The 18,074-nt window shown below is 49.1% G+C and carries 19 protein-coding genes, 2 tRNA genes and 1 other annotated feature; of the genes, 17 read left to right on the top strand and 4 right to left on the bottom strand.

What is annotated here, in order from left to right; translation table 11 throughout:
* Window positions 1-68 precede the first annotated feature (68 nt).
* The 3 genes from H9Q78_RS02835 (at window position 69) to H9Q78_RS02825 (ending at window position 2,810) form a co-directional block, all read left to right on the top strand.
* Complete coding sequence (locus H9Q78_RS02835) at window positions 69-896, top strand: energy-coupling factor ABC transporter ATP-binding protein (RefSeq protein ID WP_249303491.1); 828 nt, start codon at window positions 69-71, stop codon at window positions 894-896.
* 112 nt (window positions 897-1,008) lie between these two features.
* A complete protein-coding gene (locus H9Q78_RS02830) occupies window positions 1,009-1,590 on the top strand; it encodes a hypothetical protein (RefSeq protein ID WP_249303490.1) in 582 nt (193 codons plus the stop codon).
* Window positions 1,591-1,622: 32 nt separating this feature from the next.
* Window positions 1,623-2,810, top strand: coding sequence for an iron-containing alcohol dehydrogenase (locus H9Q78_RS02825; protein WP_249303489.1), 1,188 nt, complete (start codon window positions 1,623-1,625; stop codon window positions 2,808-2,810).
* On the opposite strand, the gene H9Q78_RS02820 is transcribed toward H9Q78_RS02825, so the two are convergent.
* Complete coding sequence (locus H9Q78_RS02820; protein ID WP_249303488.1) at window positions 2,782-3,873, bottom strand: helix-turn-helix domain-containing protein; 1,092 nt, start codon at window positions 3,871-3,873, stop codon at window positions 2,782-2,784. The two genes, H9Q78_RS02825 and H9Q78_RS02820, sit on opposite strands and share 29 nt — an antisense overlap.
* A gap of 332 nt (window positions 3,874-4,205) precedes the next feature.
* On the opposite strand from H9Q78_RS02820, the gene H9Q78_RS02815 reads away from it, so the two are divergent.
* The 4 genes from H9Q78_RS02815 to H9Q78_RS02800 all read left to right on the top strand — a co-directional run bounded on the left by H9Q78_RS02815 (window position 4,206) and on the right by H9Q78_RS02800 (window position 7,775).
* Window positions 4,206-4,766, top strand: coding sequence for an RNA polymerase sigma factor (locus H9Q78_RS02815; RefSeq protein WP_249303487.1), 561 nt, complete (start codon window positions 4,206-4,208; stop codon window positions 4,764-4,766).
* 28 nt (window positions 4,767-4,794) lie between these two features.
* Entirely contained in the window at window positions 4,795-6,810 is a 2,016-nt protein-coding gene (locus tag H9Q78_RS02810; RefSeq protein ID WP_249303486.1) for a beta-propeller domain-containing protein, read from the top strand.
* A gap of 14 nt (window positions 6,811-6,824) precedes the next feature.
* Window positions 6,825-7,394 (top strand): NUDIX hydrolase, encoded by a 570-nt coding sequence (locus tag H9Q78_RS02805; protein ID WP_249303484.1) that lies wholly within the window; start codon window positions 6,825-6,827, stop codon window positions 7,392-7,394.
* Between the two features lie 132 nt (window positions 7,395-7,526).
* Window positions 7,527-7,775: a hypothetical protein gene (locus H9Q78_RS02800; RefSeq protein ID WP_147596662.1), complete on the top strand. Its 249-nt coding sequence runs from the start codon at window positions 7,527-7,529 to the stop codon at window positions 7,773-7,775.
* A gap of 260 nt (window positions 7,776-8,035) precedes the next feature.
* On the opposite strand, the gene H9Q78_RS02795 is transcribed toward H9Q78_RS02800, so the two are convergent.
* Together H9Q78_RS02795 and H9Q78_RS02790 are read right to left on the bottom strand one after the other, a co-directional pair.
* Complete coding sequence (locus H9Q78_RS02795) at window positions 8,036-8,299, bottom strand: helix-turn-helix transcriptional regulator (protein ID WP_249303481.1); 264 nt, start codon at window positions 8,297-8,299, stop codon at window positions 8,036-8,038.
* Between the two features lie 166 nt (window positions 8,300-8,465).
* A tRNA-Leu gene (locus tag H9Q78_RS02790) sits at window positions 8,466-8,550 on the bottom strand.
* 208 nt (window positions 8,551-8,758) lie between these two features.
* Here H9Q78_RS02790 and H9Q78_RS02785 point away from each other — a divergent pair.
* From H9Q78_RS02785 to H9Q78_RS02750, 9 genes are all read left to right on the top strand, one after another.
* Window positions 8,759-8,843: transfer RNA gene (locus H9Q78_RS02785), tRNA-Leu, on the top strand.
* 219 nt (window positions 8,844-9,062) lie between these two features.
* Entirely contained in the window at window positions 9,063-9,434 is a 372-nt protein-coding gene (locus H9Q78_RS02780; RefSeq protein ID WP_249304709.1) for a CidA/LrgA family protein, read from the top strand.
* On the top strand, window positions 9,427-10,122 hold the full coding sequence (locus H9Q78_RS02775) for an LrgB family protein (protein WP_249303480.1): 696 nt from the start codon (window positions 9,427-9,429) through the stop codon (window positions 10,120-10,122). Before H9Q78_RS02780 ends, H9Q78_RS02775 begins: the two co-directional genes overlap by 8 nt.
* A 132-nt stretch (window positions 10,123-10,254) precedes the next feature.
* On the top strand, window positions 10,255-10,989 hold the full coding sequence (locus H9Q78_RS02770) for an ABC transporter ATP-binding protein (RefSeq protein ID WP_249303478.1): 735 nt from the start codon (window positions 10,255-10,257) through the stop codon (window positions 10,987-10,989).
* On the top strand, window positions 10,989-11,906 hold the full coding sequence (locus tag H9Q78_RS02765) for a SufB/SufD family protein (RefSeq protein ID WP_231062349.1): 918 nt from the start codon (window positions 10,989-10,991) through the stop codon (window positions 11,904-11,906). The genes H9Q78_RS02770 and H9Q78_RS02765 overlap by 1 nt, the downstream gene beginning before the upstream one ends.
* A 149-nt stretch (window positions 11,907-12,055) precedes the next feature.
* Window positions 12,056-13,123 carry a sporulation integral membrane protein YtvI gene (ytvI, locus tag H9Q78_RS02760; RefSeq protein WP_249303477.1) on the top strand — a complete coding sequence of 356 codons (1,068 nt, stop codon included), beginning with the start codon at window positions 12,056-12,058 and terminating at the stop codon, window positions 13,121-13,123.
* A gap of 303 nt (window positions 13,124-13,426) precedes the next feature.
* Window positions 13,427-14,563: a sodium ion-translocating decarboxylase subunit beta gene (locus H9Q78_RS02755; RefSeq protein WP_231062351.1), complete on the top strand. Its 1,137-nt coding sequence runs from the start codon at window positions 13,427-13,429 to the stop codon at window positions 14,561-14,563.
* Between the two features lie 37 nt (window positions 14,564-14,600).
* The gene (locus H9Q78_RS14465; RefSeq protein WP_283245075.1) at window positions 14,601-14,729 is read left to right on the top strand and encodes a hypothetical protein; all 129 of its coding nucleotides are present in this window, start codon (window positions 14,601-14,603) and stop codon (window positions 14,727-14,729) included.
* A 193-nt stretch (window positions 14,730-14,922) separates the two neighbouring features.
* On the top strand, window positions 14,923-15,594 hold the full coding sequence (locus tag H9Q78_RS02750) for an LbetaH domain-containing protein (protein ID WP_249303476.1): 672 nt from the start codon (window positions 14,923-14,925) through the stop codon (window positions 15,592-15,594).
* A 93-nt stretch (window positions 15,595-15,687) separates the two neighbouring features.
* On the opposite strand, the gene H9Q78_RS02745 is transcribed toward H9Q78_RS02750, so the two are convergent.
* On the bottom strand, window positions 15,688-16,572 hold the full coding sequence (locus tag H9Q78_RS02745) for a YihY/virulence factor BrkB family protein (protein ID WP_249303475.1): 885 nt from the start codon (window positions 16,570-16,572) through the stop codon (window positions 15,688-15,690).
* Between the two features lie 173 nt (window positions 16,573-16,745).
* Window positions 16,746-16,976, top strand: a binding site (T-box leader).
* A gap of 65 nt (window positions 16,977-17,041) precedes the next feature.
* Between H9Q78_RS02745 and pheS the strand changes: the two genes are divergently transcribed.
* A complete protein-coding gene (gene pheS / locus H9Q78_RS02740; protein ID WP_249303473.1) occupies window positions 17,042-18,061 on the top strand; it encodes a phenylalanine--tRNA ligase subunit alpha in 1,020 nt (339 codons plus the stop codon).
* Window positions 18,062-18,074: the final 13 nt, after the last annotated feature.

The following is an 18,074-nucleotide window of genomic DNA, read 5'->3' as shown; positions in this document are numbered from 1 at the left end:
GGAAAGGCATAGGAAAGAGGAAAACACACGGGTAGAGGAACGATTCGGAGAGAAAGGCGGAAAATAGAATGGGAGAAACGATACTGGAGGTATCACATCTGAGTTATTTATACGGAACTGATCAGGAGGCTCTTAAAGATGTGAGCGTTTCCATGGAAAAGGGAGAGAAGATAGCGGTCATCGGTTCCAACGGGGCTGGAAAATCCACGTTTTTCCTGAATCTGAACGGCGTTTTGACACCCCATGAGGGAACGGTTTCCTATCGGGGCAGGGTGATAACAAAGAGTAAAAAGGATTTGAATTATCTGCGGAAAAATGTGGGCATCGTATTTCAGGATGCGGACAATCAGATTATCGCCTCTACCGTGTTCCAGGAGGTGAGCTTCGGCCCGATGAACCTGAAGCTTGCGAAAGAAGAGGTGACAGAGCGGGTGAGGGAAGCCCTTTCGTATATGAACATAACCAGGATGCGGGACCGGGCGCCCCACTATCTGAGCGGGGGAGAAAAAAAACGGGTCAGCATCGCCGATATCATAGCCATGAAACCGGAGGTGATCATTTTTGATGAACCGACCGCTTCTTTAGATCCGATGAATGCTTCTATGCTGGAGGAAGTCCTCAAAAAGCTGGAGCAGGAGGGCAGGACGATTCTGATTTCCACCCATGATATTGATTTCGCCTACCGATGGGCAGAACGGATTTTGGTATTCGAAGGAGGAAGGATCATAGCCGACGGAAAGCCGGTTGAGATTTTCCAGAATGATGAGGTCCTTGCCCGGGCGAATCTGAGGAAGCCGACCTTTCTGGAGGTGTTTGAGACACTGGAGCAAAAGGGGCTCGTGAGAGGAGACAGTTATCCGCGGGATATCCAGTCGTTTCGCGCGTTATTCAAATAGTTTTATATTCAAAATATTTTGCTTGCCAAATATATCAGGATGCGCTATAATGCGGTTGGTGATCATGAAATAAATCTGTCCCAAGGGGGACAGCGGTCGTTCAGGAGGAATTATGAGCCAGCTGGTATTGGAAGCGTTGGATACAGGGAAGGCGGACGTCTGGCGGATGTCGGCCCGTAAAAAAAGGAGTCTTGCGGTGAAAAAGGGAATCTCTGCCGTTATACTCCATTTTTTATTTTATGGCCTGGAAATGCTGAATCAAAAGGAAGAGAAAGTCCGGACAGAGATCGGGGACTGGGAAGAAGGGTTTACCTTTGGCATTGGAATGGGGGAAAAGGCTCCCGCCCTTTATATGAGGAAAGAGGAAAGACGCCTTGTCCGGCTTCCGGCCGCAGAGACGTCGTCGGAGGATATGGATCTGATGATCCGCTTTAAAAGTGTGGATGCCGCGTTTGCGGTGATGTCAGGGCAGATAGGCGTTGCAGGTTCTTATGCGCGCCATGGCTTTATGCTAAAGGGAGATATCGCGAGGGCGATGTCCGTAGTCAGATGTATGGACTTGGCGGAGGCTTATCTATTTCCGCGCTTCCTTTCCAGGAGAATATTAAAGGAAGTGCCAAAAAAGAATATGGGAATTTTCCGTACTTATCTGGCCATGGCCGGCAGGATGATTCGGCTTGGATCAGGAAAATGAGAGAATAAGCGAATAGGATGGAGGCAGATAATATGTTACCGGATTATTATGAATTTCAACATAGCACGAAGATGCTCTCGGGAAAGTCGGCCTTGGAAAATATACCGACGGAGCTTGTCATGCTGGGCTCCAGACGCCCTATGGTACTTTCTGACCGAGTACTCCACGAGATCGGCACGCTGTCTGTGGTGTGCGATGCGCTGTGCGCGGAAGGGATATCCATTGGAGCGGTGTTTTACGATATCCCGGCAGATTCATCGTCTGCCATAGTGAATCAGATCGCGGAAATCTACAGAGGCTGCGGATGCGACGGACTTGTGGCGGTAGGAGGCGGGTCGGTGCTGGATACGGCGAAAGGAGTCCGCATGCTCTTGTCGCAGCGGGTTGAAGATATCATGGAACTTCTCGGATGTGAGATTATGGGAAGAGGAAGACATGTTCCCTTTGTTGCCGTGCCGACCACGTCGGGCACCGGATCAGAATCTACCTTGGTGGCAGTGATAAAGAATGCGGCGGATGGAATGAAGATGGAGTTTATCTCTTATTATCTGCAGCCGGACGTAACGGTCCTAGATGTGCGGATGACAGAAACACTTCCGGCCAGGACGACGGCGTCCACCGGTCTGGATACTCTTTGTCACGCCATAGAGGCCTGTACCTGTCTGCAGAAAAATCCGTTAAGCGACGCATATGGGACCGCGGCGATCCGCATGGTCGGAGAATATCTGGAGCGGGCAGTCAGAAACGGAAGAGATAGAGAAGCGAGGCTGGGTATGGCCAACGCCGCCGCCATGGCCGGAGCCGCATTTTCCAACTCTATGGTGGGAGTGGTACACGCGGCCGGCCATGCGCTGGGAAGTGTCTGCCATGTGCCGCATGCAGACGCCATGACAATCCTGCTGCCCCATTGTATGGAGTACAACATGGATAAGCTGTCAGGAGCTTATGGAGAGCTGCTTTTATACCTGTGCGGTCCGGAGGCCTACGCGGAGACAGACGCGAAGGAACGGGGGACGGCCATGGTGCAGAGAGTGCGCGCCCTTGAAGGAAGGCTTCACAGGCTTTGCGGCCTGCCTCTGACTCTCAAAGAAGCCGGGGTGGACAGAAAGGACCTGGAGGCGGTGGCGAAGGCAGCGTTAAACGACGGAGCCATGATCGTCAATCCCAAGAAAGCGGATAAAGACGACGTCCTCAGGATTTTGGAGAACGCGTACGCTTAGCTGCGCTGATCTTTGACTGGTACCGCGAGAGCAGAGCGCGGTACTCTTCATTTTTTCCGAGGAATTCACATCTGGAATCCGTCTCCAGGAGCTTTAAAAGCGGGGTCAGGATCAGGGAATTGTAATCGGGGGCCTGTTCTTTTCCGGACAAGTGCCGGTATAAATAGGTATCTGAAAATTTCCAGGTTTTCTCTGCGGAGTCGAGCAGGGATTTTATAAGAGAAATACTCTTCTTTTCCTCTTTTTCGGATGCGGCGGTCAGAAACAGAGGGATAATCTTGTGATAATCCGGGAATTCGAACAGCTCCGCGCATTGACTGCAGATATCGGCAAATCTGGCCGCGTTCAGATGACTTCCAGCCTTTTGTTCCAGCTCGGACAGGGTCAGCAGGAGATTCCAGATTTCGTTTACCTTCCAGTATAACAGCCGTTCATGGATTTTTTCTGCCTCTTCTGTTTTTCCTTCTTTTTCCAAAAGAGACGCCTGAAGCTGTCTTTTATCCAAAACATTCGGTTCCGGGAGCAGATCAAGCATTTCCTGTGCTTTTTCAAAATTTTCCTTCGCGATGTATTTGGAGGCGAGCATGAACCTTGCCCCGCTGCTGATTCTCTCGTCATTGCTCTGAGCGGCCCGCTCATACAGAGCGTTGATGGGCTCATCATATTTTTCCTTTTCTTCAGGGATCATGCCGGTCATGATCATGGCCCCCTCCAGCAGCAGCACCATATTGTGAATGAGTTTTGTGCTGTTTGGATATTCTTCTATTATTTTTCGGACCTTTGAAAGCCCCTGATCGAAGCCTTCCTGTTTGATGATCTTCATCACTTCATTGCTGAAATTTGCGATTTCCTGGTCGGTCACCTCCTCATGGAAACACAGCAGGGTATTTAAATCCGTCTGAAGCAGGCGCGCCAGAGGGGGGAGCAGGGCGAAATCCGGATTGGTGGCGCCGTTTTCCCATTTATTGACAGCCGGAGTTGAGACTCCCAGATATTCTGCAACCTGTTCCTGGGTAAGCCCGAGGGCTTTCCGTCTTTCTTTTATGATGTTCTGTATCGGCATTATGAACTTCCTTTCCTTTTCAAATTTATGAAGGCCCTTCATCTGTCTTTATCATATCAGATTACCATTCCACATACCACTGAGCAGAAGTTAAAGAAAAGTAAAATAAATTAACGGGAGGTTAATTTTAGGATGCGCCCATTCCCAGGGCATCTATGTTACAATAGAAGAAAGAAAAATAATAGTATCTTGCAACAGTCGATGCTTTTTTTGACACTGTATTAATGGAAGAACGCGATGACCGCGGATACGTTGCAGCGTAAAAATATGAGCATTTCAACAGGCCGGCAGGGATGCCAGGCGCCTTTGAGATGTCCGAAGGGCGGTGGAGTATGGAACGATCGGAAGAGCTGCGCCTTATAAAAATGGCGAAAAAAGGAAATGTGGATGCCTTCGGGCGGCTGTATGAGGAAGTTTACAAGGATTTGTATCGGTTTGCACTGTTTATGCTGAAAGAGCCTCACGATGCGGAGGACGTAGTCGGGGATACGGTGGCGGCGGCCTTTGAGGGAATTCGGGGGCTTCGCCATGACGAAGCCTTTCGGGGCTGGATATTCCGTATTCTGGCCAATAAATCCAAAAGAGTGCTAAAGCACTATGCGGAACGGCCGGTATTCAGGGAATTTGATGCGGTGGCAGAAGCAGAGGAGATGCAAGGGGGACATGATGCCGGATCATCCGGCGCGGGCCAGGAAGATATACTTGATCTGCGGGATGCGTTTCAGCAGCTTACCGAGGAAGACAGGCTGATCGTGGGACTGTCTTTTTTCGGAGGCTATAACAGCCAGGAGATCGCGGAGATGCTGAGGAAAAAGCCGGGTACTGTGAGATCCAGACAGAGCCGGGCTCTGGCCCGGATGAGGACACATCTGTCCGGTTCCTACGGAATATAAAATCCGTTATGTGAAGGAGATGAATCGTATGAATGAAAGATGGGAGAAGGACCCCATGGATCAGAAATGGATAGAAGAGGCAAAAAAAACGACGGATATGGTTGAACCTCCGGAGCGCTTATCCCCGGACAAGGTGACAGAAAAGCTTAAGTGGGAGGGGCGGAAACCGAAGCGTATGATTACCGGATATAAAGCGGCTGCGGCAGTGCTTCTCTTTTTGATTTTAGGAGGAAGCTTTTGGCTGTTCCGGCAGATCGGCAGGGATAACGCTTCGGTTCCGGACACCCGGACGAAAGGGCGCTCCGGTTTCCAGGCAGGCGAGGAACCGGCGGAGGGAGTGAGCCTGAAAGGCGGCTATAAGACAGCGTCTTCCTATGGGGAAATCTATGAATATCTGAAAAAACAGCAGGAAAACCAGACGGAAACGTATGCCGGAGAAGCGGCCGACGGAGCGATGCCGGAGACGGCGGCAGCTTCTGAAAACGGTGTGAAGACAGAGGACGAAGCGACGCCTGCGGAAGCAGAGCATTCGGAAACGAACATTCAGGTGGAGGGTGTGGACGAAAGTGATATTGTTAAGACAGACGGAAAATACCTTTATGTGGTGTATACAGGGGAAGACGCTGTAGGTACCGTGCATATCATCGAGGCGAACGGCGGAGAGATGATGGAAGTGTCCAGGACGGGCCCTGTCACAGACGGGGTCTACAGAGATTATGATTCTGTTCTGGAGATCTATGTGGACGGCGATACGATGGCAGTACTCATGGACTGTTATAATGAGGCCGGAGAAAACTATACAGTGACGGCAGTTTATGATATAACAGACAGAGGAAATCCGAAATTGGCAGGAATGCTGTCTCAGGACGGCTCTTATCATTCCAGCAGAAAAAATGGCAGCTATATTTATGTGTTCACTGAAAAATATGCGGCGGTCGGATCGAAAAAAAATGACAGGACTTATATTCCCTATGTTGACAATGAGCCTGTGGCATATGACCATATCCACTATCCGGAGAATGTGGCGGCAAGCTGTTCTTTGGTGGCGGCTTCTCTGGATATAACGGCCCCGGACCGATTCTGTGATACGGAGGCGGTTTACTTCAGCGGGGATACCATGTATGTGAGCGGTGATGCCATATATGTGGCCGAGCAGCTGTGGAGCAGCGGCAGCAGCAAAAGCCAGACGGAGATATTAAAGCTCTCCTATAAAGACGGCCAGATGGAAGTCTCGGCGAACAAGCGGTTCCTGGGGCGGCTGAACGATCAGTTCTCCTTGGACCAGTATCAGGGTCATCTGAGGCTGGTCGCCACAGTAGACGATTATCAGAACGGAGGCGAAACAAATTCTCTGTATGTGATGGATGAAAACCTGGATATTGTGGGAAGCATACACAATCTTGCTCCCGGCGAACAGATTTATTCGGCCCGATTCATGGGAGATACCGGATACTTTGTTACCTTCCGCCAGATGGATCCTTTGTTCAGTGTGGATTTATCGGATCCGGAGAATCCGAAGATCATGGGAGAGCTTAAGATCACCGGTTTTTCCAGCTACCTGCATTTTTATGAAAGCGATAAGCTTTTGGGCATCGGCAGAGAGGTAAATCCCAGGACCGGAGCTTTTGAAGGGATTAAGCTGTCCATGTTCGACATCGGCGATCCTTACGATGTGAAAGAGCTGGATAAGACGGTCCTGGAGGATGCGGACGGAACGGCCGTGCTGAATAACCATAAGGCGGCCCTCATAGACGTTTCCAAAAATCTGCTGGGTTTCTGTGTGACTGAAAGTGTGGAGAGGAAAGACGGGGGATGGACAGAGATTTCCCGATACGTCGTATATTCTTATGAAGCGGGGAGCGGTTTCACAGAGAGATTTTCCATTGAGCTTTGCGGAGAGGACCAGGGGTATCGGTATTATGATACGCGGGGGCTCTATATCGCGAATACCTTGTATCTCGCCAACGCAGGCCCTTCTGTGTCGGCGTATTCCCTGGAGAGCGGCGAAAAGCTGGGAGAGGTTTTTCTGGAGGGTGAACAGTAAGGAAGGAAAGACAAATGGAATATTTTGATGTACTGACAGAGGATGGAAAGCCCACAGGAGAGAAGAAAGCAAGGCAGCTGGTGCACAGGGACGGCGATTGGCATGGAGCTTCCCGCGTATGGATCGTGCGCCGGCTGCCGGAAGGAGACGGCGGAGAACGGGTACAGGTGCTCCTTCAGAGGCGCAGTGAGGAAAAGGACAGCTATCCGGGACTTTGGGATGTGGCGGCGGCGGGACACGTTTCCGCAGGAGACGGTTATCTGGAGACGGCAATCCGGGAGACAAAGGAAGAAATGGGGATATCCCTGGAATCTGGAGAGCTGCAGTTTTTGTTTTGTCTCAAGTCGGAAAGCAGCTGGGAATATCAGGGAATCAGCCATATAGACCGGGAGTTCCACTATGTGTTTTTAGCAGAGAAGGATGCCGGTATTTCCTCATTCTGCCTTCAGAAAGAAGAGGTGGCAGAGGTGCGCTGGATGGATGCCAAAGAGCTGTATCACAGGCTTAAGGACGGAAGTATCCCGTCCTGTATCCACTGGGAAGAATATGAAAAGCTGTACGCTGTTCTGGCGGAGAAGAAATAAGTGGCAACCCTGAGAAACTTGGAAGACATCGGAAAAAGGTAAGTTTAGGGTTGCAATTTGACGGAATTGCATTTAGAATAGAACCCGTAACCGGAAAAGGGTGTCCGGTTTTCTGAAAGGGCGAATGAATTGATGAAATACGGGTTTGAGGTGGAAGCCATCCAGGCGAAGAAAGGAAAGCTTCCGAGAGAAGAGAGAAACGATATAGCAGCATATATTACCACCGTGGTCGTGGAAGCAGAAGAGGGAAGGAAGGCTTTCAGGAGGCTGGCCAGCCAGGTGAACGGCAGGCTTTCCAGGGACTGTACGGATAAGTCGGCCACCATAACTCTTCCCGATTACAGCAGCTGCCAGGTCATGGTGCGTCTTAAATCGTGCTGACGCGGATACATGGATACATAAAAAGGACTACTGAAAGGCCGGAGGGCCGCAGTAGTCCTTTGTTGTTTTGTACCCAAGGGCACCCCTTAATTCATGCCCTCTGGGCAGGCGCACTTCGTGCGGCAAGGTATGATACAAAATACTTTTTGGAATCATTTTTCGTTAGCTCCAACCAGAATCCAGACTGACACCAGCAGAAGTTCCGGGCCGTCACGATTTCGGTTCGCTGGCGATGCAGGTAGTAATGTTCTTAGACATGGTCACGGAAGCGGCAGAAACAACTGGACCGGTTCGATCTTCAAAGCATGGCAGATTTTAAAGACGGTGTCGAGAGAGCATTTCTGAAAAGCGTTGGGAGCTTCGATATGGCTCAGATAAGAACGGGATATTCCCACTCTTTTTGCAAGCTGCTCCTGAGTGAGCTTGGCCTTTTTCCGGTAATAGGAAATATGGTTGCCAAGGTCCAGATAATAATCAACGTTTTCAAATTGTACATAATAATCAGTCGGATGTTTTTCTCCCATGTAATCACCTCTACTCAGCACAAGTATACGATATAGCATTACTCTGTGCCTAGAAGTGCGCTTTTATACAACGTCTATGCGCTTATAAAAAGCGCGTTATTATCTCATAAAGCGAAAAAGAGAAAAATAAAAACAGCCATTTCTTATGAAATGACTGTAAGAATCGTGCAGTTGGAGGGACTTGAACCCTCACGAGCGTAATGCTCACATGAACCTGAATCATGCGCGTATGCCAATTCCGCCACAACTGCATATTTAGTTTTGTCTGGTCCTCATCGCCTCAAATGCTGGCTTTTATTTCCGAACGCTAGTGTAGTATAACCCAAATTTTCTCATATGTCAACACAATTGGATAAAAAAAATTGTAAAAAAATTTGAGCAATTTTTTCACCTAAAAACCATTGACTTTTTGGTGCCGCAATGCTATCATAATATTCGCGTCAGTTAAACTGACGGCACGCAGTTGTGGCGGAATTGGCATACGCGCTAGACTAAGGATCTAGTGAGCATTGCGCTCGTGCGGGTTCAAGTCCCGCCAACTGCATCGACAGGCCTTTCTGAAAAGAAAGGCCTGTTTTTGTATCAAGGATAATTTATTTCACTTTGTTTTTCAAGAAGAGTCCCTTTGAGACAAAAGCACTTGCAACTCAGGCAAAAAAGCCGTATAATTTATAGCGGTGTACGGGGATGAGGTATATCTGGGCAACTATAGCAGAGACTTGATATTAAAGATATACGACTAGGAGTGATGATTTTGAATTATATGAAATATGTAAAGCAGCTGTCTGTTATCATGGCAGTCTCCTTTGCCGGTGAATTTCTGAACCGCGTCCTGCCCCTGCCGGTCCCGGCCAGCGTGTATGGCCTGGTCCTCCTGTTTCTGCTCCTGATGACAAAGGTCGTCAAATTGGAGCAGGTGGAAGAGACCGGAAGCTTTTTGGTGAAGATCATGCCGGTCCTGTTTATCGGTCCCTGTGTCAGTCTGATGACGGTCATGGGAAGCGTGGCGGACAAGCTGGTATCGATTCTTGCGGTCATCGGTATCAGCACGGTAGTAGTTATGGCTGTGACAGGAATCGTAGCTCAGGCCATCCTTGACAAAAAAGCGGACAAGGAGGAAAAAGCCCATGAATGACCTGTTCAGAGAAAGCGTTTATTTCGGCTTTTTCCTTGCGCTTGCGGCGTACTGGATCGGTCTTAGGATTCAAAAGAGATTTCCGTATACGATATGCAATCCGCTGCTTCTGTGCACGATTCTGATCGTGATCGTGCTGACGGCGTTTCATATTGATTACGATACTTTTGATCAAGGCGCCAAGTATATCACCTACTTTTTAACGCCGTCGACGGTCTGCCTGGCGATTCCCATGTATAAGCAGATACTGGTCCTGAAGAAAAATCTGGCGGCTATCCTCATCAGTCTGGTGAGCGGCTGTATTGCGGCGGCATTTACCATTTGGGCGCTCTGCGCGGTTTTTGGACTGGATGCTATGATCTACCATTCCCTTCAGCCCAAATCCATTACCACGGCCATTGCCATGGGAGTATCGGAGGAGCTGGGAGGGAATCCCACTCTGACAGTGGCGGCCGTTATCATCACCGGCCTTTTTGGGGGAATCGCAGCAAAGACAGTGTGCAGGCTGTTTCGGATCACCAATCCTATCGCAGTCGGGCTGGCCTGCGGCAATTCGGCGCATGCCATCGGCACCAGCAAGGCGTTGGAATTCGGTGAGGTAGAAGGAGCCATGTCCAGTCTGGCGGTCGTGACGGCCGGAGTGATAACCGTGGTCCTGGCACCTATGTTCTCGGGACTTATATCGTAAGAGAACAGGATTGGAAGCGATTGGAAGAAATATAGAACCGATGTCTTGAGGCATACAGGTGATTTTGGAATACCCAGGAAAAATCCGGGGAAAATGAAAATACCCGTGAGGAAGAAAGAGAGGGCAAAGCCTATGCTGGAATTACAGAATATCTCCTTTCAGGTGGAGGAAGAAAACAGCCAGAAGGAGATTTTGAGAAATGTGAATTTGAAGATCGAGGATGATCAGTTCATCGCGATCACGGGGCCGAACGGCGGTGGCAAATCTACTTTGGCCCGTGTGATCGCAGGGATAGAGAAGCCCGTGGAAGGGCGTATTTTGTTTGATGGTGTGGATGTCACCCATAAGAGCATCACAGAACGGGCTAACATGGGGATCAGTTATGCGTTTCAGCAGCCCGTGCGCTTCAAGGGCGTGACGGTGTTAGATTTGATCCGTCTGGCGGCGGGTGAAAAGATCAGCACCGCCGGAGCATGTGATTATCTTTCGGAAGTAGGGCTTTGCGCCAGGGATTATATCAACAGAGAAGTAAATGCCAGCCTTTCCGGCGGCGAGCTAAAAAGGATTGAGATTGCCACGATCATCGCCAGGGGTACGAAAATGTCGGTATTTGACGAGCCGGAGGCCGGAATTGATCTTTGGAGCTTTAACAACCTGATCAAGGTCTTTGAAAAAATGCATGAGCGGATCGCGGGAGCTTCCATCCTGATCATTTCCCATCAAGAGCGAATCTTGAACATAGCGGACAGGATCATCGTGATTGCCGACGGCCGCGTGACGGCGGAGGGGAAGAAAGAAGACATCCTTCCCGGCCTTTTGAACGACGAGAATGATATGAACTGCAGATTTTATAAGGAGGGATATTGATGGACGCAATCGAACAGACATTGCTGGAGCAGATCGCGGGGCTTCATGAGATACCCACGGGCGCATATAATATCAGGGCTAACGGGCAGACTGAGAGCAGAAATACCACGGCCAACATCGATATCATTTCCAAGCCGGACGGAACCGGAATAGATATCAGGATAAAGCCGGGAACGAAGCATGAGAGCGTGCATATTCCCGTGATCTTAAGCCAGACGGGCCTTCAGGAGGTGGTCTACAACGACTTTTACGTGGGAGAGGGCGCGGATGTGGTGATCGTCGCAGGCTGCGGCATCCATAACAGCGGGTGCGATACATCAAAGCATGACGGCATCCACCGGTTTTTCCTGGAAAAGGGAGCCAGGGTCCGGTATGTGGAAAAGCATTATGGAGAGGGCGACGGAAACGGAAAGCGCATCATGAATCCAAAGACTGTCGTGGAGCTGGGGCAGGACGCCTATATGGAAATGGACAGCGTTCAGATCAAAGGTGTGGATTCTACCATCCGGACGACGGAGGCAGTGCTGGCGGACGGAGCCAGGTTCGTGGTTACGGAAAAGCTGATGACCCATGGGTCGCAGGACGCTAAGAGTGAGTTTGTCGTAGATTTGGACGGGAAGGGTTCCAGCGCCAATGTGGTATCCCGCTCTGTGGCCAGAGAGGATTCCCGTCAGCTTTTTGTTTCCAAAATCCATGGGAACAACAAATGCAGCGGCCATTCTGAGTGTGATTCCATTATCATGGACGATGCCAAGATCAGCGCGGTACCGGAAATAACGGCGAATCATCCGGACGCAGCTCTGATCCATGAGGCCGCCATCGGCAAGATAGCCGGGGAACAGATCACAAAGCTGATGACACTTGGGCTCACGGAGCAGGAAGCGGAAGAGCAGATCGTGAATGGTTTCCTGAAATGACAGCATAAACGGTGTTTCCGTTAAAACTTTGTAAAAGTTGTCTTCATATGCTTGAGCCCCATGAAATAATATGATAGAGTAAAGACAAGCGGCAGGCTTAGGCCTGCCGCAAAGTGTATACAACAATCGGCGTTTTGCGGGGGATAGCCATGAATGGGAAGCTGGAAAAAAGAAAAGCATTTATCATAAATTTTCTGTATTTTATCATTGTGGTCGGCGTTCTCTATTTTATCTTGAAAAAGCTGTTTCCCATCTTCCTTCCGTTTGTGATCGGCCTTTTGGTGGCTGTCATCCTGAATCCCGTGATCCGGTTTCTGTCGAAAAAAATCAGACTTGACCGGAAATACTTCGCCCCAGTTGCGGTAGTCCTGTTTTATGTACTGCTTGGGGTGTTGATCTACTTCTTTGGCGCGCGGATCTTTGCTTTCATCCAGGAGATGGCCAAAAAGCTTCCGGCGTATTATGAAACTCATATTGAACCTCAGCTCAGTATGCTGATGGATAAGATCGCGGGGAGCTTCCCCGGAAACCAGGATCGTGTGATGGCTGTAGCGGATTCTCTGGAAAATACGATGCAGGAGGTCGTCCTGAAAGCTTCCGGCAGCATCATAAGTCTGGGGGCTTCCTATGTGGTCGCGTTTCCCGGCCTTTTGATTCAGCTTTTGTTTGCCGTGATCTCCTCTTTTTTCTTTACGGCGGATCTGGAAAATGTCAAAAATTTTGTGTTGCGCCAAATGCCGGACAAAAAACGGGACATGATCGTGGATGTGGCGAAGAATGCTAAGGTGATGGTGGGCAAGATTCTGAAGGTCTATCTGTTTTTGATGTGTGTGACCTTTGTGGAGCTGTATGTGGGCTTCCTGATTCTTAGGGTGGATATGCCGCTTCTGTATGCCTTCCTGATAGCGATTGTAGATATCCTTCCGGTGCTCGGCACGGGGACGGTCTTGATTCCATGGGGTCTGGTTTCCTGCGTTCTGGGAAATATGGGTTTTGGAGTGGGAATTTTAATCCTGTATTTATTCATTACGATGGTGCGCCAGATCCTGGAGCCGAAGATCATCGGACAGCAGGTGGGACTTCATCCGATCGTTACGCTGATCTGTATTTTTGCCGGAGCCAAGGTGATGGGGATATGGGGGATCTTCCTGTTTCCGATCACGGCTACGGTGCTGAAAAAGATGAATGACGAAGGGACGATCCATCTGTGGAGATAGAGGGTAAAACGTCATATTTTTGAAAAATCCAGGAAATAGCTCTGTACAAACTGGAAAAAATATGTATAATAAAAGAGGTATCAATAAAGGGGAGTAGCCGGCATGATTATGGATTCTTCGGCGTCAGTACGATTGTAAAATCCGCTGGGAATTGAAATGGCGAGACTTTTATTGCAGCTTGTGTTAGTTGCGATAGGAGTCTCTTTTTGATTTATGATATCCGGATGTCAGAGCTTGACCGTAATCTGGAATAAAAACCGCACTTACAGGCAACTGTTATATAATGTGATAAGGAGAATGAATATGGACTTTTTATTGGAAGGAATCACATCAATAACCTGGCAGCAGGCTGTCATGTACTTGGTCGGCATCGCCCTCATCTGGCTGGCGGTCAAGAAAAAGTATGAGCCGGCCCTGCTTCTTCCCATGGGATTTGGAGCAATCCTGGTGAATCTCCCGATGAGCGGAGTCATCAACCAGGTATTATCCGGGGTGGGGGAAACCAACGGAATTATCCAGTGGCTGTTTGAGGTAGGGATTGAAGCATCAGAGGCTTTGCCTATTCTGCTGTTCATCGGCATTGGAGCCATGATCGATTTTGGGCCTCTGCTTCAGAAGCCGGTGATGTTTTTCTTTGGAGCTGCTGCCCAGTTCGGCATCTTTTTTGCTCTGTCGGCGGCTTGCCTGATGGGATTCCCTCTTCAGGACGCGGCATCCATCGGTATCATCGGCGCGGCGGACGGACCGACCTCAATCCTGGTGTCGCAGATCCTGCATTCCAATTATATCGGTCCCATTGCGGTGGCCGCTTATTCCTATATGGCGCTGGTGCCCATTGTCCAGCCTTTTGCCATTAAGCTGGTCACGACCAAAAAGGAACGTCAGATCACGATGGATTATCAGCCGAATTCCGTTTCAAAAAGCATGAGGATTGTCTTCCCCATTGCTGTTACTTTCATTGTTGGCCTGCTGGCGCCTTCCGCAGTGGCTCTTGTCGGATTCCTGATGTTCGGCAACCTGCTCCGTGAATGCGGCGTACTTGGAAATCTTTCTGAGACGGCCCAGACAACTTTGGCCAACCTGATCACGCTGCTGCTCGGCATCACCATTTCCTTTAGTATGAGGGCAAACGCGTTTGTGAATGTAAATACGCTGATGATCATGGGAATCGGCCTGCTGGCGTTTGTGTTTGATACGATCGGCGGGGTCTTGTTTGCGAAATTCATCAATCTGTTCTTAAAGAAAAAGATCAATCCGATGATCGGGGCGGCGGGAATCTCAGCATTCCCCATGTCCTCCCGAGTCGTACAGAAGCTGGCCATGGAGGAAAAGCCGGGCAATGTTCTGATCATGCAGGCGGCAGGCGCCAACGTTTCCGGCCAGATCGCATCGGTTATCGCCGGAGGCCTGGTGGTAAGCCTTGTGACACAGTTCCTGTAAAGACACAGTTTCACGGAAGTGGAAAGGAGATATGGATATGTGGGAAAATTTTTTGATTTCTCTTGAAATCATGGGAAAAGGAATGGGCGGTATCTTCGTTGCGATCCTGATAATCGTTGCACTGGTCTGGATCATGAACCGGTTCGGAAAGGAAAAGGATAAATGATACCCGGCCCTTTCCGATAAAAGTTAAAACAAGTACAGGCAGAACAGGCGGCCCCGATGAGGAGCCGCTTGTTTTGTTTTCTTGCGCCGAACATAAAAAGATGGATAGATTTTTACTCTGATGAAAAAATACTGGTAATGAAAAGCATCCGCTGTTATAATAAAAGCAACAAAATATGAGGAGCATTAATGACATGAAAGAATTAGAGATCACGGAATTGTTTGATTTGAACCACACTCTGGCGGCACCGTATTTATCAGGCTTTACGTATCCCTGGGAAGCGCTGGGGGGCCTGAGTGATTTTATCATAGAGCTGGGGAGGAGCCTTCCCAAGGAAGAATACGAGGAAATTGGAGAGATGATCTGGGCGGCGAAGTCGGCGGTGATCGCTCCTACGGCGTCCTTGACGGGACCTGCTGTCATCGGTAAAAATTCGCAGGTCCGCCACTGCGCGTTCCTGAGAGGAAGCATTCTGGTGGGAGAGAATGTGGTGGTGGGAAATTCCACAGAACTTAAGAATGTGATTCTTTTTGATAATGTGCAGGTTCCCCATTACAATTATGTGGGAGATTCGATTTTAGGCTACCGTTCTCATATGGGAGCAGGTTCGATCACTTCCAATGTGAAATCCGATAAAAAACTGGTGGTCATTAAAGCGGGAGAAGTGCGGATAGAAACAGGAAGGAAAAAAGTAGGCGGAATGCTGGGAGATTTCGTGGAAGTAGGATGCGGCACTGTCATCAATCCAGGATCTGTCATCGGGCGGAATACCAGTATATATCCGCTTTCCATGATCAGGGGATATGTACCTGCCGGTTCTGTTTACAAAAGACAAGGCGAGGTGGCCGAGAAGTCAGAAGATTGAAAGTATCCCTTGGATATTCATGGCATATAGGCCGTTGGAAAAAAGTGATCCGGGGAAACATGCCGGGCTCAAAGAACAGGAAATAAAGCCGTTTCAGCGGTCCGGCTTTGCTGTGGTGGAATGGGGCGGCTGCGAGGACGAATCTAACTGACGTCTGCTGGAGCGGTCTTCCAGCATTTTGTTGAGCTCCGCTCCCAAAAGCACGATATTCATGCAGATATAGAGCCACAGCATCAGCAGGATGATGGCCGTCAGGCTTCCGTAAATATAGGAGAAATTCGCCACATGGTCGATATATAACGAATAGACATAGGAAAATATCAGCCATCCGAAAGTGGTGAACGCGGCTCCCGGGATCTGCTTCCAGAAAGAGAGCTTTTTATTTGGCAGTATCGTATAGATCAGCACGAAGAACAGCATGAAAAGCGTAATGGAAAGACCGGTCCGGAATAAGATGATCACGCTGGAAAAATAAGCCAGCGACGGAATCCAGGATTCCAGGAGGAGCTGAAGCTTGTTGCCGAAGAGCAGTACGCCCAGTGTGAAGATCAGTACGAAAATAAATCCCAGGGTGTAGACAATGGATAACAGTCTCTGAATGACGATGTTCCTTGTCTCTTTTGTGTATGCAATACTGTTGAGGCCCTGCTGGAGGGAATAAATGCCTTTGGAGGCGGCCCAGAGAGTCGTGATGGCGGAGACGGAGATGATCGTGCTGGCAGAATTTGTATAAACGTCGTTTAACAGGCTGGTGACAAAGCGCTGCGTCTCTTCAGAACTGGGCAGCACGGCCAGGATTGCCTTTGTGACGGTGTCCTGAGAAAGAGGAATCAAAAACTGTATGAGAGGGATCAAGAGCATAACAAGCGGTATCGCGGATATGATCACAAAAAAAGAAACCTGCGCCGCATATACGGAAACTCTATCGTCCAGCATATAGTCGATGAGCTTTCCCAAAAATAACTTGATGTGTTTCATCTATAAACTCCTATTGAGGAAAACAATTCCTGAACGCATTTAATGTCTTTGAAATCATAGCATGATACGAATGAGAATTCAAGAGAGGAATCGGGGGCGCGGCAAAATAAACCTTGACAAGAGAAGGTTTTATGTTAAAATATGTCATAGGTTATCAATTAATATGATACTTTGAAAAGGCGTAGAAGGTGTCAGTAGACGCTTGTTTTCTTTCAGAGAGAGGAGGCCACCGGCTGAAAGCCCCCTTAGGTTCAGACAAGTGTTGAGTTTCCCACCGGAGCCGCGTTTCCCAATTACAGGTTTTTTCCTGTATAGTAGGAGATGACGTGACCGCGCGTTAGGCGGAAAATGAGAGCCTGTGTGATGCAGGAATCAGGGTGGTACCGCGAGAATTCGTCCCTTTGCCGTAGTGGCAAGAGGGATTTTTTTTCATTTACAGATAATCGCAGGCAAAGCAAAGGAGATAATTATGAAAGAAAAGCTGGAAAAGATCAGACAGGCAGCATTGGAAAAGATTGCCGGATCTGACGCATTGGAGACTCTCAACGAGATCCGGGTAGCTTATCTGGGGAAAAAGGGCGAGCTGACCAGTGTCTTGAAAGGAATGAAAGATGTGAGCGCCGAAGAGCGCCCGAGGGTGGGTCAGATGGTGAATGAGACCCGCGCCGTCATCGAAGCGAAGCTGGAGGAGACCAGGGCTGCTCTGGCAAAAAAGGCCAGAGAGGAAAAATTAAGGAAAGAGGTCATTGACGTAACCCTTCCGGCTAAAAAGAATAACGTCGGGCACAAGCATCCGAATATGATCGCGTTGGAAGAAGTAGAGCGTATTTTCGTCGGCATGGGTTATGAAGTCGTAGAAGGACCCGAAGTGGAATACGATTACTATAATTTTGAAGCGCTCAATATCCCAAAGGGACATCCGGCCAGAGACGAACAGGACACCTTTTATATCAATGATAAGATCGTCCTCAGGAGCCAGACTTCTCCTGTACAGGTTCGTACCATGGAAAAAGGAAAGCTGCCGATCCGCGTGATCGCACCGGGAAGGGTGTTCCGTTCCGATGAAGTGGATGCCACTCATTCTCCGTCCTTCCATCAAATAGAAGGGCTTGTGATTGACAAGGGAATCACATTTGCCGACCTTAAGGGAACCTTGGCTGAATTTGCCAGGGAATTGTTTGGAGAGGATACCAAGGTGAAATTCCGTCCGCATCATTTTCCATTCACAGAGCCCAGCGCCGAAGTGGACGTCACCTGCTTCAAATGCCATGGAGAGGGCTGCCGTTTCTGTAAAGGGAGCGGATGGATAGAAATTCTGGGCTGCGGTATGGTGCATCCCAATGTACTGCGTATGAGCGGCATTGATCCGGAGGAGTATTCTGGCTTCGCGTTTGGCGTCGGCCTGGAACGTATTGCCCTTCTGAAATATGAGATAGATGACATGCGCCTTTTATATGAAAATGATATCCGTTTCCTGAAGCAATTCTAATATAATAAGAAAG

The organism is Qiania dongpingensis (assembly GCF_014337195.1).
GTDB classification, from domain to species: domain Bacteria; phylum Bacillota; class Clostridia; order Lachnospirales; family Lachnospiraceae; genus Lientehia; species Lientehia dongpingensis.
Note: the sequence above shows the minus strand (reverse complement) of the source record. Positions and strands in the feature narration are given on the sequence as shown.